Below are 14100 nucleotides of genomic sequence, written 5' to 3' on the forward strand. Positions count from 1 at the left end.
ATCCCGCCACCAATTGCCGTCCCAGGGGAGTGAGGCGGAAACTATCGGTAATCCCTTGACCATCGACTTCTCGACGCAATACACCCAGTTGAATCAGCCACAACAGGCTGTTTTCCACCCGGAGTTCGTTGAGGGGCGATCTCGTATAGTTGTTTTCGACTCCGACTGAATCGACGATCGCCAATAACGGCACACTGCGATCGCGCATTGTTACAAATAATTCTAGTTTAAAGGGCAAACACTTCATTCCCCTGGCCGCCCGTTTTAAGGTGCGTTCAGGAAATTCAAGCCTTTGGGTTTTCTGGGGTTGAACGGCAGTCATGGCAATCGTCAGACTAGGGCATGGATAGTTTTAGATTAACTCAGATCTTACCCTCTCGGGCCCTTGAGTTGAGCGTCGTCGGGCATAAAATCTACAGCGCATTCCCTATCAGACCCCTTGTCCGGGTCTAATTCAGATTGACAAAATGACCCAAAACTGATATATCAAATTCGGCAAAATCCCCCGGGCGACTTTTGATGTGCTTTTGGCGAGCATTTTCAAGGAAGTGGCTTCCCACGGAGGCGATCGCCTCCCTCACCCTTTCCCATTCTGATGAGTCATTCCATATTCAAATAATTTAGTACGGAAATCTCCCCCTTAACCAAGTCTTTTTCCCTTGTCAAAATCAATCTTTAATGATACAATTAACAGACATCAAAATTAGGAAAAAATAGCATTTATGACCTTACCTGTTGGCACAGCAGCCCCGGCATTTAGCGCCAGAGATACCGATGGCAACCTCGTCAAACTCTCTGATTTTGCCGGAAAAACCCTAGTATTGTACTTTTACCCCAAAGATGATACTCCGGGCTGTACCAAAGAAGCCTGTAGTTTTCGCGACTCCTATTCCGAATTTAGAAACAAAGATATCGCAGTTTTAGGAGTCAGCCGAGATGATGAAGCCTCTCATCAACAATTTACCCAAAAGTTTAATCTTCCCTTTCCCTTATTAGCAGATACGGACGGTGCCATCACCAAAGCTTATGATGTAGAAAAGGGTGATAAAGCCAAGCGGGTCACCTACACCATTGACGCGATCGGCAAAATATCCCAAGTTTACGAAGGGGACAATCTCAATACTGAAACACATGGTCCCGATATTCTGGCGGCCATCCATTAGAATTGACTAAACCGGGCGATCGCCCAGTTAAAATTCCAATTCAGTCTTAACATTCAGGAGAACAAAGCATCCATGACTTTAGCACTCGGCACCATCGCCCCAGATTTCACCGTCAAAGATACCAACGGCAACACAGTTAAACTCTCAGAATTCAAAGGTAAAACCGTTGTCTTGTATTTTTATCCCAAAGATGACACCCCCGGTTGCACGAAAGAAGCCCAAGGCTTCCGGGATAGCTATTCCGAGTATCAAAGCAAAGAAATGGTGGTTTTAGGAGTCAGTCGCGATGATGAGGCATCTCACAAACTCTTTACCGAAAAATATGAGTTGCCCTTCCAACTTTTAGCTGATGTGGATGGTGCAATTACCAAGGCTTATGATGTCGATGGTGGCAACTATTCTAAGCGGGTCACCTATGTGATTGATAGCGAGGGCAAAATCGCTCAAGTTTACGATCAAGTCAACACCAGCAGCCATGCTCAAGATATTCTCGCAGCAGCCTCCTAATTTCTAACTCCCTTGGGGGAAAAGTCCAAGTTAGAAACCGGGTTTTTGAGACAAATTTTGGCTAAGTTGCCACCAATTTAGGCAAAAAACCCGGTTTCTGGTCCCCGCCGATGAGAAACCGGATTTTTGACAGAAGTTTTAGGACAAATTGTAGGGTGGGAAAAAGCCCACCGTAAGTAAGGTGGGCTTTTTCCCACCCTACTCCTGGGATTTAATACGGTAGCGACACAATTAATCCCCTAAATTCATCAGGATAACTGAGCAAAAAAGATTATTCCGGATAGAATCTAAACTCACAAGTAACAGGGTCTTATGGGGTAGGCAGGAAGTCTTCCTCCTGTTGATATTACTGTGAGCAGAACCGATGAGTTTAAGCCAATCCTTCACTTTTAAAATTATCCATGACACTTTTTTAAAAGTGTCCACTGCATCCTCTTCTAGCTTAATTGGCACCCAAAAGGTAGCTGTAAAAGCGGGAGAAACCGTTGAAATTAAAAGCTATGAATTGAGCGAAGGTCATTTCCGAGTCCAATTAGCCAATGCGATCGCCCCAGTGGGTGAAACTGGCTACTTTTATGAAAAACATATCGAACTCATTCCAAATCTCGTTAACTGTACCTTCAACAGCGGTAACTCCAGCGAACCCCCTCCGGGGTTTGGGTTGCTAACCACCCTCGAAACCACCAAAATCAAAGCCAAACCCGAAGACTCCTCGCAACTGAGCGATCGCGAACAAGCCGAACTGCAAGCGGGTCAAACCTTTTTAATCACGGGCCATGCTTGTCTTTCCAGCCATTTTCTAGTTTCCCTCTCCGAAGAAATTCCCGGATTTGGCAGCCGGGGTTATCTTTATCATCCCCATGTTAGCCTCAAAAAAGATGGCAAGGCGATCGACTACGACCCCAACGCCATTACCCTCACCATTCTCCAAACTAATCCCTTCAAAAAACAACCCATTGACTCTAGCAAACTCCCCCCGGAAGAACTATACTCCCTCAAATCCGGCGAGATTTATGGTGTAGCCAGCTATGCAATGGAAGCCGGTCATTTAAAAATTTCCCTGACTGAAAACCTGCCACAATTTGGCAATACCGGCTATCTTTTTCCAGATTTTGTCCAATTAAATCAGGGCAGTACCGCAATTAGCACCGGATTTGGCCTTACCTATCAAGGTCCGACGGAAGTTTTAGTCAAAAAACCTGTGATTCTCAAAGGCACTTATGAACCCCAGAAAATTGCCAACGTCAGCGTATCCGCCGAAGATAAATTTTCCCTGCCGGTCCAATTAAATCCGAGTGCAGGCACTTGGCAAGTTAATCTCAACAACGGCTTTAGTGGGGCGGGCGCTCGTTGGTTACGCCTCAAAGGAACCGATGCTAATGGTCAATTGATTGGGTCTGATGTGATTAATATTACCGTGACCACGGATCCGGCAACGGTTGGAGAAGTTTTAACTTTAACTATTCAGCAGGACACCTTTTTTAAGGTTTCCCCAGTAGATTCGGCCAGTCTGAACACCCAGCAAAAAGTTGTAATTAAGGCAGGAATGACGGTTAAAGTCAGCCGTTATGGATTGTTAGATGGTCATCTCAAGGTCACCCTTGATAGTCCGATTCAACCCATCGGCGAGTTTGGCTATTTTTATGAAGGTCATGTTCAACTCAGCAAAGGTAGTAAAGTCTTCAATTTTAATATTGAGGATGTCCAGATTTCTGGAACTCCCGCCCAAATGTTGGTCACAAAAACCACGTTAATTAAGGCGCAACCTGTTGATTCGGCGAATCTTTCTTCCGCTCAAAAAGCCGAGTTGCTGCTGGGTAAAACCCTAGGAATTACTGGATATGCCTGTACCTCGGGCCATTTTCGGGTGACTTTGAGTGAATCGATTCCTGGTTTTGGGAATGTGGGATATGTGTATTGGCAGCACGTTCAAATTAAAAATCGGGATCAGGTGGTGTCTTATGATGCTGATGCGTTGACGGCAACGATTCGGGAGACCACGGTGTTTAAGAAACAACCCGTGGATGCAGCGCGGTTGAGTGCTACGGATAAGGTGACTTTACCCCTGGGACGGGTGTATGGAGTGGCCAGTTATGCGATCGAATCGGGACATTTGAAAGCGTCGTTAACGGAAGAGTTTCCCTCATTTGGGAATACGGGTTATCTGTTTCCGGGACATCTGCTGATGCAGCGTGGGGGTCGGACTTTTGATCCAGTCCCGAATCAAATCGAACTGAATGTGCCCTATTTTTCTCAACGGGATAATCCTCGCTACTATTGGTCTACCTGTAATGTGACCTCGATCGCGATGGTGTTTCATTACTATGGCATCCGGTCCAAGCGGGGGGGTCAGTTGGAGGATGAACTACTGCAATGGTGTTTCAACTATGCCGGAGTCGGGTCCCAAACGGATCACAGTGTTCTGTCCGCGATGGTCCGCGCTTATGGGGTTAAGCATCGCTTTAGCACCACCAGTAACTGGTCTGATGTGAAGAATGAGCTGATTAATCGCCGTCCGGTGGTGATTGCGGGATACTTTACGGCAACGGGTCACATTATCACGATTATCGGTTATAACCGCCAGGGGTATATTGTGCAAGACCCTTGGGGAGATGCGCTAACGGGTTACAGCCATACGGAAGGACGCCGGTTGATGTATCCCTACAGCTATATGGACCGGGTGTGCGGTCCCGATGGCAATGTTTGGATCCATTCGATTCAGAAGTAGGTCTGAACAACTGGAACTCTAGGATGCTGATGTTGGATCCGGGGTAAAATTTAGGAACGGGGGGGTGCGATCGCCCCCCCGTTTCTCTGTTCATCAGCCTCCAGATGCTGCGACTTGAGTCGGTATTGTTATCAAGGTACAGGCGATCGCGGCTCTAAAATCTAAACCCTCAAATCCTCTGCCTGCGCTATCCTGAGCTTAGAGGCAATATAAGCATGAATCATTGACGCCTAGGAGATTAAAGCAATGAGTTGGAACAGTTCTACCACAGTGCCCGATCGCATTTTTGCGAGTTTGCCCTATCTGCTGCCCCTGATTGTGGGTGTACAATTTGGCATTTTTTTATTTAGAGAGTTTCCCTTTCTCTCCATCTTATTTGTCCCCCTACAACCTTTAATGAGCCTGTATTATGGCATTCCATTTGCCGGACTGATTATCTTTTTCGTCCTGCTGTTTGCTGTAGTTAGAAACGACAATATCAGTCGCTTCATTCGGTTTAATACCATGCAGGCGATTCTGCTGAATATTATTTTAGCCATCACGGGTTTGGTGGTGCAACTGCTTGGCAAGGCCCTCCCTGCCTTGGCTGTGCAGACTTTGTTTAATATGCTGTTTCTGGGAACTGTGGCAGCAGTTGGCTACTCTGTGGTGCAGTCCTTGTTGGGGCGCTATGCTGAAATTCCGACGATTTCGGAAGCCGTTCATATGCAGGTTCGCTAGAACTAACCAGCAGCCACTGGCTGCTGGTCCGGCAATTTAGGCAGTGAACAACTACAGACCTGATGGGGTCAGACGTTGCCTGACGGTATTTTCTAAGCTGCCAATGCCTTCGATTTCGACCCGGACGCGATCGCCCACTTGCAATGGCCCTATCCCTTCCGGAGTTCCCGTCAATACCACATCTCCGGGGAGTAGGGTCATTACTTGCGAAATATAGGAAACCAAGACATCCGGGGGAAACACCATATTATCAATGATGCTCGATTGCACAGGTTCAGGGGCGTCATTCACAAAAGTCTGTAAACCCGCTCCTGGACTGAGTTCTCGGACAATCCAAGGTCCCATGGGACAAAAGGTATCAAATCCTTTGCCTCGGGTCCATTGACCATCTTTTTTCTGTAAGTCCCTCGCCGTCACATCATTGGCGATGGTATATCCCCAAATTTTCCCGATCGCCTCCTCCGGCGTACAATCGACGCACCGTTCTCCAATCACAAGGGCCAATTCTCCCTCATAATCCACCCGCTCAGACTGAGGCGGATAGGCGATCTCGTCTCCATCGGCAATCACGGCAGTCGGAGGTTTCAAAAAGAGCAGAGGTTCTCTAGGAACTGGCGTTCCCATCTCAGCGGCATGATCTGCATAATTTTTGCCGACGGCGACAATTTTTGACGGAACGCAAGGCGCTAACAGCCTATACGTTTCTGGTTCTAGGAACCGCTCAGTCGGTTGTCCCTTCAACCAGGGGGGCGCATCAAGCAACTGAACGCCTCTACTCAATTGAAGTAATCCATAGTAAATCCGTCCCTCTGGGGTTTGGATTCGGACGTAGCGCTGTGCCATAACGTTGATTTATGCCCTCTGTCGTAGTGTGATGTTTGGCTCTTATGACCCTAGTCTTAGGAGTTTTAGAATTAGTCTTAAGCAGTTCTTTAGCACCCTCTTCATCGCCCCAAATGGTATCCTGTCCTTGGGTTAAAAAAATCTCCTTTTGTCATCACATCTAAAAAAACATTTCATCACTCCACTCCTTTTAAATAAAAAACTATCGCTCTCCCTCGGGGTTGTTGTGACTACAAGAGTGAAGTGGCGAATTCGGGAGACGGGTCACCGAGTCATCTGAACGCCACCGGACTTTTGTGGGCAAGGCTGTAGAAATCCGAAGCCGATATGATAAGATAAAAAATTGCGCGTAAAATCAAGGCGAAAGGGGACAGATTCCCTAAACCTTGTCATGCCTTGCTTCTTCACAACAATGGCCGAACAAAAGCCAGTTTTACAAGAGCTGCGGGCGATCGCGAAGCGTCTGTGCAAGAGAATCGCGCCAAGAGCGAAGAAGCCATTTAGTCCATAAGGAGATTTCCTTCAATGCGGTATATTTACGAAACCATGTACATCCTGCGCCCCGACCTCGGAGAGGAACTCACCGATGGGGCGATCGCCAAATATCAAGGCTTATTACAAGAAAATGGTGTCACCAGTGTTGAGACTCAACACCGAGGTAAGCGTCGCCTTGCCTATGAAATTGGCAAGCATCGCGATGGCATCTACATTCAAATGAACTATGAATGTGATGGCAGCCAAGTGGCCCCCTTAGAACGAGCCATGCGTCTGAGTGAAGAGGTGATCCGCTATCTCACCATCAAGCAACCCGTTGTGGAAGTTGAGGCCGAAGAAGAAGAAGAGGTCGAAGCAACCGCTTAATCCTTTGCCACCCGACCCTCCAAGCTGTTGCATCCATCGCCCTTGCCAATTGATTGACAGGCGATCGGCGATCGTGCAACTATAAAAGATTGGCTGTCTATATTAAGCTCGGATCAGGTTCAGCCCTGATAAAAGCGGGGGCGATCGCTCCTCCATAGACCGATCAACCCGCTACCTGTACGGCACACTCCACCCGAATTCTATGACTTACGCAATTATCGAAACCGGCGGCAAACAACTACGAGTAGAACCCGGTCGTTTCTACGACATCGAGTTACTTCCCGTGGATGCCGAAGAAAGCATTACCCTGGAAAATCTCTTACTGATTCAGCATGATGATCAGGTTCATATCGGTCAACCCTTTGTAGAAGGCGCGACCCTCCAAGCGACCGTCATGCAGCATTACCGGGGTCGCAAGGTGATCGTCTATAAGATGAAACCCAAAAAGAAAACCCGCAAAAAGCGCGGACATCGCCAAGAAATCACTCGGCTGATGATCGACTCGATCAGCTTGAATGGGGCGGTGTTAGCATCGGCTGAAAATAACACCCCAGCCTCAACTACCCCCTCAACTGAGGCAGAATAAGAACAGCGGGAATTGAGGAGTCAGTTGGAGGGGAAGGGCGCGATGGCGCAGTCCGGACAACGGACCCTCCCATTGAGCCCTTCTCGGTGCTACCCTTTCCCAACATTCAATCCTGAAATTACTGAAGTAACACAGAGGAACTATGGCTCATAAGAAAGGTACAGGTAGTACACGCAACGGACGTGACTCTAATGCCCAGCGTCTTGGCGTCAAGCGCTATGGCGGTCAAGTCGTCCGCGCCGGAAACATTCTAGTCCGTCAGCGCGGCACCAAGTTTCACCCTGGACAAAATGTCGGTCGGGGTAGTGATGATACTCTGTTTGCCCTGATTGATGGGGTTGTCACCTTTGAACGTAAGGGCAAGAGTGGCAAAAAAATCAGCGTTTATGCAGTGGCAGCAACGGCAGAACCCGTGGCCGTGGAAGCATAAATGGCTTAATCCAGTCCAGCGGATTAAAAAAAGGGCAGATGCGATCTCGTCTGCCCTTTTTTTCATGCCTTTTTTTGACAAATAACCCGACACCATAAGCCGGGTATGCCTATCCAGGCAAAGCCCTCGACCCCATCGTAAGAAACTCACCGATCGCCCAGGAAAAAATATGTTACAAAACGTGACTAAATGCGCCAGCGATCGCCAGATAACTCTAGACTGAAATATTGAAACAGTCGCGTATTTTTTCCCTAATTCAGATATGTTTCCAACTCATCGCCCTCGCCGTTTGCGTCAGCACCCCCAACTCCGCCGAATGGTGCGGGAAAATCTCCTCACCACCAGTGATTTAATCTATCCCCTATTTGCCGTCCCAGGGGAATCCGTCGCCAAGGAAGTCTCATCCATGCCAGGAGTCTATCAACTCTCGGTAGATAAAATTGTCGAAGAAGCCAAAGAAGTCTATGACTTGGGCATTCCCGCCATTATCCTCTTTGGCATTCCCGAAGACAAAGATATCGAGGCCTCCGGCGCTTGGCATGATTGTGGAATTGTCCAGAAAGCAACTGCTGCGGTGAAAGCAGCCGTTCCAGAACTCCTAGTCATTGTGGATACCTGTCTGTGTGAGTACACCAGTCATGGACATTGCGGCTATTTAGAAGTAGGGGACTTAACGGGTCGGGTGCTCAACGATCCCACCCTAGAATTGCTGAAGAAAACGGCGATCGCCCAAGCGAAAGCCGGTGCAGATATCATCGCACCGTCAGGGATGATGGATGGATTCGTTCAGGCGATCCGGTCTGGATTAGATGGGGCGGGATTTGAAGATATCCCTATTCTGTCTTATGCGGCTAAATATGCCTCCGCCTATTATGGCCCGTTCCGAGATGCTGCCGATTCCTCTCCTCAATTTGGCGATCGGCGCACCTATCAAATGGATCCGGCCAATGGTCGGGAGGCCCTGACTGAAATTGAACTAGATATCCAGGAAGGGGCGGATATGCTCATGGTCAAACCAGCCCTCGCCTATATGGATATCATCTGGCGCGTCAAACAGGCGAGTAACCTGCCAGTTGCCGCTTATAACGTCTCTGGAGAGTATGCGATGGTCAAAGCCGCTGCCCTTAATGGCTGGATTGATGAGGAACGAGTGGTCCTAGAAACCTTAACTGGCTTCAAACGGGCCGGTGCGGACCTGATTCTCACTTACCATGCAAAAGATGCGGCCCGTTGGCTGGCAAACCAGTCCTAACCCATCGGTTTCTAAAAACCCTCTCTTAGCCCGCCTGTGCGGGCTTTATTCTTGCAGCCCCAGCTCTAAGCGCATTCTGACGCTGCCTATTGGAGTGCAGAATTTTTGTCGGGGCGTTGTCTGAAATTGCCCAATCGTCACCCCTGGGCAACCCCCGATATTTACTGAACAAGAACGGTTCACCACCCCAGAAAACTGTGGGACTCTTTGTTACCGCTTTGGGTGCAAAATGTCAAGAAATTATGATATAAAAAATTAGAATTAAGGTAGTTAATTTATCAATTATGTTATAAGAATAGTTATAGGATTACAAATTATAGGATTTTAGGAATCGACAGTAGAACCCTTTGGCTTCGACTTCAAAACGCGACTGCCCAGGGAAACAGAAAACAGCCAGTCCTTGTTGTTGGAGTGAGAAATTTATTCTCAACTTTCCTAAAAACAAGGAAACCTCCGTGGAGTGCAGGAGGGGAACTATACAACCCGCTCATTCACAAAAGCTTATACCTCCCCATCAATACCCCGAGTTGGGATTGATTCAAGCCACAGAGTGTTAAAGACCAAAAAGCACTCGATTTCAAGAGCGATTTGTCAATAAACCTAGACATCAAGTGAGTAGGAAAACGACGATGGATTGCAGTCACATTCAATTTTGCGATCGCAAAGAAGATGTAGATATCCAACAGCTTCAAAGGCTATTTGAACTCACCGCTTTTTGGGCGCGAGAGCGAAAAATTGAGGATTTAGCCATCGCGATCGCCAACAGCGATCCTGTCATTACCGTTTGGCAAGGAGAGCGCCTGATTGGGTTAGCCCGCGCTACCTCCGACGGCATTTATCGAGCTACGATTTGGGATGTAATCATTCACCCAGAATATCAAGGGGTGGGATTGGGACGCAAATTAGTCGAAACCCTCTTAAGTCATCCCCGCATGAATCGAGTCGAGCGAGTTTACCTGATGACGACTCATCAGCAGCGATTCTATGAGCGGATTGGGTTTGAGGAAAACTCTACAACAACAATGGTCCTCTACAATAATCAGAACTTCACGGAAGAACTTAAGACTCGCGAAGTGCTCGTGGAAGCGAGCATTGAAGCCTAGTTATTTCTGACTTCTCTACCCCTCGAAGCTCCTCCGACACCGGGGGAGCTTCAACGATTTCTAAATGGCCGCCCATCAGTTCCAAAATGCTCTGATTCATCATCAAAATTGTACCGGGAGACAGATCTACCTCAGTTTCCGGGGTACTTTGTTTGCGGTTTTGTTGGAGTTGCAGGAAATCTAGGGGTTCGGAAAAACAATGAGGCGGGAGGGGAAGATCTATGGAGATGATCACATCACCCCCCTGGGTTTTATCCTGGGTTGATTCCCTTGATCCCGATAAGGGGAAAACTTTGGCAGAAATGCCGATGCTACCATTTCCGATGGGGTTAATCGCCAGATCAATAAAGGTAACCAGCACCTGAGTCAGACATCGCTGGTCCCCCAGAATGGAAATTTTGGGGTCAGGTTGGGAAATGTGTAACGAGATATTGCGGTTAGCCGCTTGGAGTTCAGTCAAATAATGAACTTCTTCAAACACGTCGGCCAGATGCAGGATTTCTAGTTTTAGGGGGTTGCGACCTTCCTCAATCCGAGAGACTTCGATAATGCGATCGAGCATTTGAATCATTTTGTGGACCGAGTTATTGGCCTGGACCAAAAACTCTCGTTCTTCTGCTGGATTATCACACAAATCGCTTAAAATTAATTGATGAACGCCGATTAAACTATTTAAAGGCGATCGCAATTCATGGGAAATTCGAGACAAAAAACCGGCTTTAAACTGACACATTTGACGAGTCAGCAGATAATCAAGCTGAGTTTGTTTGAGGCGAGTCGATAGGTGAGAGTCTTCTAAATTTTTACCTTGACTTGAGGGGAAATTGGTACTCTGATCGGGGCGGTAGCGCGATCGCATCAGCCATCCACTCCCAAACCCAAACCCCAAGGCACCGATTGCAGAGATCCAATAGATCCAGTCCATAGTTTGCCCGAAATTCCAACCTAATTCCTGAACGCTGATTGCGGATAAAAGAGACATGGCATCCCCGCTCATCTCCCCCTATCCTCGCTGTTTGAGTCTAACTGAACGACACCTTGACGAAGAATTTCCCAACTTTGCCCCGTCCACTTCGCCACAGTAGAAGGAACCCCACTGGCTGTCGGGTTCGGTTCCTGGCGATCGCATTCCAGACTCACCACTTGGGGAAAACGCAAACTAATCTCTGCCATTGTTTGCAACGGGGGTTCCCCACTGAGATTGGCGCTTGTCGTGGCTAAAGGGCCAGTTTGAGCCAAAATTCGGCGGGCGACTGCCTGATCCGGAACTCGAATCCCGATGGTACTCGGGTCAACTGGATTCATCACCGAGGGAACCGCAGCATTCGCGGGTAAAACCAATGTTAACGCACCGGGCCAATGTCGGTTCGCTACCCCTTGCCAAATTTGCAACTGAGTCTCGGTGCTCCGGACAAAGGGCCAGAGGTCCCCTGCCGTGGCTCCCATCAAAATTAGGGGTTTATCCAGACTGCGTTGTTTCACGGCAAAGATAGACTCAGCGCGACTCGGCAGGACCGCTAATGCGGGGACCGTATCCGTGGGAAAACTCACGACCTGGCCCCCTAGAGCCGCCTCAATCAAGACTTGTTCTGAAACTGCTGTCATCGTGGCGTTTGGGACCCTTAACGTTAACTACGGTAAGCTCGGGCAAATCGTTTAATCCCTGCTAAATCTGAGAATATCTCAATTTGGGAATAACTGCCTTGGTCTTGCAGTAACTCGGTGACGGCTGGGGCCTGTCCCGCCATCATTTCCAAGAGCAAAATCCCACCGGGACATAAATAAGGCGGTGCCGTGGCAATCAGATGGCGAATGCAGTCTAATCCATCGGGTCCGCCATCTAAGGCGATCGCCGGTTCATGGTTGGCGACTTCCGGTTCTAATTCCCCAAGCATGGCGGTAGGGATATAGGGGGGGTTGGAGACAATGCCACGGAGTCGCTGTAGTCCCTGGAAGGGATGTAATGGCTCGAACCAGGATCCGCAATAAAACTGAATGCGATCGCCGTATCCCAGATTTAAGGCATTCTCGCGGGCGATCGCCAGGGCATCTTCCGAACGGTCCACTGCATGAAGGGTGGCCTTTGGCAAGACTTCCGCCAGACCCAGGGCGATCGCCCCACTGCCGGTCCCCAAATCCGCCCAGTCTCCCTCCATTAAGCAGGTTTCCGGGTGTGGGCGTGACTCGGATTGGGCCGATTGTAGGGCTAAATCAATGGCCCACTCGGTTTCCGGTCGCGGTATGAGGACCCCCGGACTGACCCCTAAAGAAAAATTTCGCCAGGGGGTGACCCCGGCGAGATATTGGACTGGAACTCGGTCTTGAATCCGTTGTTGCCACTGTTCCTTGAGTTGGGCCAAGGGGCGATTGAGGGGAATGTGCAGTCGCCCTTTGTATGAGTCCAGACGCAGGGCTAATTTATCCAAATCGCTCACCGATAGCAGCAGCCAATCTAGCTCCTCCACCGGCACATTGGCCGCTACGGCAGCGGCGCGAGCGGACTGACGCCACTGCCACAGTTCTAACCCAGAAACCGCAGGATCAGATGAACGGCTCATCGATAGTTTGGTCCTTTATCTGCGATCGTTTCCCCTAGCATCAATCGTTCCGGGTGTTTTCGTCAAGGGGTCAACCTCCCTAACTTAAGGTTGTGCCGGTTCGGGTTGGGGTCTTGACTGGATATATTCTAAGGTTTCCGTGGAAGGAACTAGAACAATTTTGGTCACCGCTGGGTCATTATTGTTTTCTAACTCTTCAATGACTTTATCCAGATTACTGACCCGAACATCAATGGTTGGTGCTAAATCCGGTTGTTGTTCCCGCACCCGGGTTAACATGGATTCCAACTGCTCTCGATTGAAAAAGATGGGAATCATTTGCTGACCATTTTGTTCGATGGTCAAATAGCCTTGTTGTGGGCCAATTGTGGCATAAAAGAGCGGTACACCATTAAATAAAGGCATTCCATTGGATTCCGGAATTTCCTGACCTTCCCGCTGAAGTTCCTCAGCGGCAAATTGCACCTGCTGTTGAACGGGAATGAACGCAAATTCTACGCGATCGGGATTATTGGCATTGGCTTGTTCTAATTCATAAACCTTAGCCAAAGAAACGGGAACAACTTGGGTGTTGCCTGCTAAATCGGGATTTTGTTGTTCTATTTTTTGCACAAACTGCTCGGCATCCCGTTCACTCATAAAGAAGCTGGCGATCGAAGCTTCTTGTTCATCATTGGTCACCGATGCAATTAAGGGCGTGCCTTCTGAATTCGTAATCGTAAAAACTAGAACGGATTCTAGTTTTTTCATGATGTCTTCGGCGGGTAATGCGATCGCCCGATTCATTCCCGGTAGCAATTGCCCCAGAAAAACACTTCCCATTAAACCGAAAGTTGCACTCCACCGTACTAATGATTTCATTTTGATACCTGATAGCGATATGAGTTGATTTACTGGCTCCAACACATCAAACCTCAATTGGTTTTAGGTTAATTTTTTTGAGGGATTTGGTTTTTTCTTTCGCGGTTTTTGCGAGTGATCGGTAAGCTTTAGATGATCAAGCTGGCGAGATCGGTTGCTCCTGGCTCAATCTACAACAGATTTTTCCCTAATTACAGAATGGGCAGGGAGCCGGTTGGTTCTCTGTAGCGTTTCTATGGGCAACCCAATTAGTAGTTTTGAGGACTATTGTGAATACGGAAGAGTTCCGTTATCTGTTAAGATATGCGGTAGCCCTCTCTCCTGGGATCCTGCGCGAATCTCCGTTGAACACAAGAGAAACACGGTAGGGCTGGTAGCCTCGCGTCTTTAGACCGAGGTGGAAAGCCCACACGAGCGGTTTTAACCGCCTACACTGTAGTCCAACCATGATGAGGGTCGTTAATGTAGCGCTCTATCGTATTTTCCGC

Annotated in this window: 15 protein-coding genes; 9 read left to right on the forward strand and 6 right to left on the reverse strand. The window is 48.4% G+C overall.

Features of this window, described 5'->3' with window-relative positions:
* Window positions 1-322: Npun_F0494 family protein (locus tag J0895_RS07115; protein ID WP_207087413.1), on the reverse strand; the 322-nt coding region annotated here is incomplete at its 3' end.
* Window positions 323-722: 400 nt separating this feature from the next.
* On the opposite strand from J0895_RS07115, the gene J0895_RS07120 reads away from it, so the two are divergent.
* The 4 genes from J0895_RS07120 (at window position 723) to J0895_RS07135 (ending at window position 5118) form a co-directional block, all read left to right on the forward strand.
* Entirely contained in the window at window positions 723-1163 is a 441-nt protein-coding gene (locus tag J0895_RS07120) for a peroxiredoxin (protein ID WP_207087414.1), read from the forward strand.
* A 72-nt stretch (window positions 1164-1235) separates the two neighbouring features.
* Window positions 1236-1670: a peroxiredoxin gene (locus J0895_RS07125; protein WP_207087415.1), complete on the forward strand. Its 435-nt coding sequence runs from the start codon at window positions 1236-1238 to the stop codon at window positions 1668-1670.
* A gap of 364 nt (window positions 1671-2034) precedes the next feature.
* Window positions 2035-4398 (forward strand): C39 family peptidase, encoded by a 2364-nt coding sequence (locus J0895_RS07130; RefSeq protein WP_207087416.1) that lies wholly within the window; start codon window positions 2035-2037, stop codon window positions 4396-4398.
* 246 nt (window positions 4399-4644) lie between these two features.
* The gene (locus J0895_RS07135) at window positions 4645-5118 is read left to right on the forward strand and encodes a Tic20 family protein (protein WP_207087417.1); all 474 of its coding nucleotides are present in this window, start codon (window positions 4645-4647) and stop codon (window positions 5116-5118) included.
* Window positions 5119-5169: 51 nt separating this feature from the next.
* Here the strand turns inward: J0895_RS07135 and J0895_RS07140 are convergent, their stop codons facing one another.
* Complete coding sequence (locus tag J0895_RS07140) at window positions 5170-5961, reverse strand: fumarylacetoacetate hydrolase family protein (RefSeq protein WP_207087418.1); 792 nt, start codon at window positions 5959-5961, stop codon at window positions 5170-5172.
* 525 nt (window positions 5962-6486) lie between these two features.
* On the opposite strand from J0895_RS07140, the gene rpsF reads away from it, so the two are divergent.
* The 5 genes from rpsF (at window position 6487) to J0895_RS07165 (ending at window position 10193) form a co-directional block, all read left to right on the forward strand.
* On the forward strand, window positions 6487-6822 hold the full coding sequence (rpsF, locus tag J0895_RS07145) for a 30S ribosomal protein S6 (protein ID WP_207087419.1): 336 nt from the start codon (window positions 6487-6489) through the stop codon (window positions 6820-6822).
* A 202-nt stretch (window positions 6823-7024) separates the two neighbouring features.
* Window positions 7025-7408 (forward strand): 50S ribosomal protein L21, encoded by a 384-nt coding sequence (gene rplU, locus J0895_RS07150; RefSeq protein ID WP_207087420.1) that lies wholly within the window; start codon window positions 7025-7027, stop codon window positions 7406-7408.
* Window positions 7409-7550: 142 nt separating this feature from the next.
* A complete protein-coding gene (gene rpmA / locus J0895_RS07155) occupies window positions 7551-7838 on the forward strand; it encodes a 50S ribosomal protein L27 (protein WP_015146648.1) in 288 nt (95 codons plus the stop codon).
* Between the two features lie 262 nt (window positions 7839-8100).
* A complete protein-coding gene (gene hemB, locus J0895_RS07160) occupies window positions 8101-9090 on the forward strand; it encodes a porphobilinogen synthase (RefSeq protein WP_207087421.1) in 990 nt (329 codons plus the stop codon).
* Between the two features lie 629 nt (window positions 9091-9719).
* Window positions 9720-10193, forward strand: coding sequence for a GNAT family N-acetyltransferase (locus J0895_RS07165; RefSeq protein ID WP_207087422.1), 474 nt, complete (start codon window positions 9720-9722; stop codon window positions 10191-10193).
* On the opposite strand, the gene J0895_RS07170 is transcribed toward J0895_RS07165, so the two are convergent.
* The 4 genes from J0895_RS07170 to J0895_RS07185 all read right to left on the reverse strand — a co-directional run bounded on the left by J0895_RS07170 (window position 10150) and on the right by J0895_RS07185 (window position 13657).
* Complete coding sequence (locus J0895_RS07170) at window positions 10150-11175, reverse strand: sensor histidine kinase (protein ID WP_207087423.1); 1026 nt, start codon at window positions 11173-11175, stop codon at window positions 10150-10152. The genes J0895_RS07165 and J0895_RS07170 overlap by 44 nt on opposite strands.
* Window positions 11176-11186: 11 nt before the next feature.
* Window positions 11187-11798, reverse strand: a complete 612-nt coding sequence (locus tag J0895_RS07175; RefSeq protein ID WP_207087424.1) for an L-threonylcarbamoyladenylate synthase — start codon at window positions 11796-11798, stop codon at window positions 11187-11189.
* A gap of 23 nt (window positions 11799-11821) precedes the next feature.
* Window positions 11822-12751: a peptide chain release factor N(5)-glutamine methyltransferase gene (prmC, locus tag J0895_RS07180; protein WP_207087425.1), complete on the reverse strand. Its 930-nt coding sequence runs from the start codon at window positions 12749-12751 to the stop codon at window positions 11822-11824.
* A gap of 84 nt (window positions 12752-12835) precedes the next feature.
* Complete coding sequence (locus J0895_RS07185; RefSeq protein ID WP_207087426.1) at window positions 12836-13657, reverse strand: Tic22 family protein; 822 nt, start codon at window positions 13655-13657, stop codon at window positions 12836-12838.
* Between the last annotated feature and the right edge of the window lie 443 nt (window positions 13658-14100).

This window comes from Phormidium pseudopriestleyi FRX01, assembly GCF_017313335.1.
Taxonomy (GTDB): Bacteria; Cyanobacteriota; Cyanobacteriia; order Cyanobacteriales; family Laspinemataceae; genus Laspinema; species Laspinema pseudopriestleyi.

Bases quoted from the DNA above. Each gene is read 5' to 3' on its own strand.
- J0895_RS07120 (WP_207087414.1), top strand. From the start codon at position 723: ATGACCTTACCTGTTGGCACAGCAGCCCCGGCATTTAGCGCCAGAGAT.
- J0895_RS07125 (WP_207087415.1), top strand. From the start codon at position 1,236: ATGACTTTAGCACTCGGCACCATCGCCCCAGATTTCACCGTCAAAGAT.
- J0895_RS07130 (WP_207087416.1), top strand. From the start codon at position 2,035: ATGAGTTTAAGCCAATCCTTCACTTTTAAAATTATCCATGACACTTTT.
- J0895_RS07135 (WP_207087417.1), top strand. From the start codon at position 4,645: ATGAGTTGGAACAGTTCTACCACAGTGCCCGATCGCATTTTTGCGAGT.
- J0895_RS07140 (WP_207087418.1), bottom strand. From the start codon at position 5,961: ATGGCACAGCGCTACGTCCGAATCCAAACCCCAGAGGGACGGATTTAC.
- rpsF (WP_207087419.1), top strand. From the start codon at position 6,487: ATGCGGTATATTTACGAAACCATGTACATCCTGCGCCCCGACCTCGGA.
- rplU (WP_207087420.1), top strand. From the start codon at position 7,025: ATGACTTACGCAATTATCGAAACCGGCGGCAAACAACTACGAGTAGAA.
- rpmA (WP_015146648.1), top strand. From the start codon at position 7,551: ATGGCTCATAAGAAAGGTACAGGTAGTACACGCAACGGACGTGACTCT.
- hemB (WP_207087421.1), top strand. From the start codon at position 8,101: ATGTTTCCAACTCATCGCCCTCGCCGTTTGCGTCAGCACCCCCAACTC.
- J0895_RS07165 (WP_207087422.1), top strand. From the start codon at position 9,720: ATGGATTGCAGTCACATTCAATTTTGCGATCGCAAAGAAGATGTAGAT.
- J0895_RS07170 (WP_207087423.1), bottom strand. From the start codon at position 11,175: ATGTCTCTTTTATCCGCAATCAGCGTTCAGGAATTAGGTTGGAATTTC.
- J0895_RS07175 (WP_207087424.1), bottom strand. From the start codon at position 11,798: ATGACAGCAGTTTCAGAACAAGTCTTGATTGAGGCGGCTCTAGGGGGC.
- prmC (WP_207087425.1), bottom strand. From the start codon at position 12,751: ATGAGCCGTTCATCTGATCCTGCGGTTTCTGGGTTAGAACTGTGGCAG.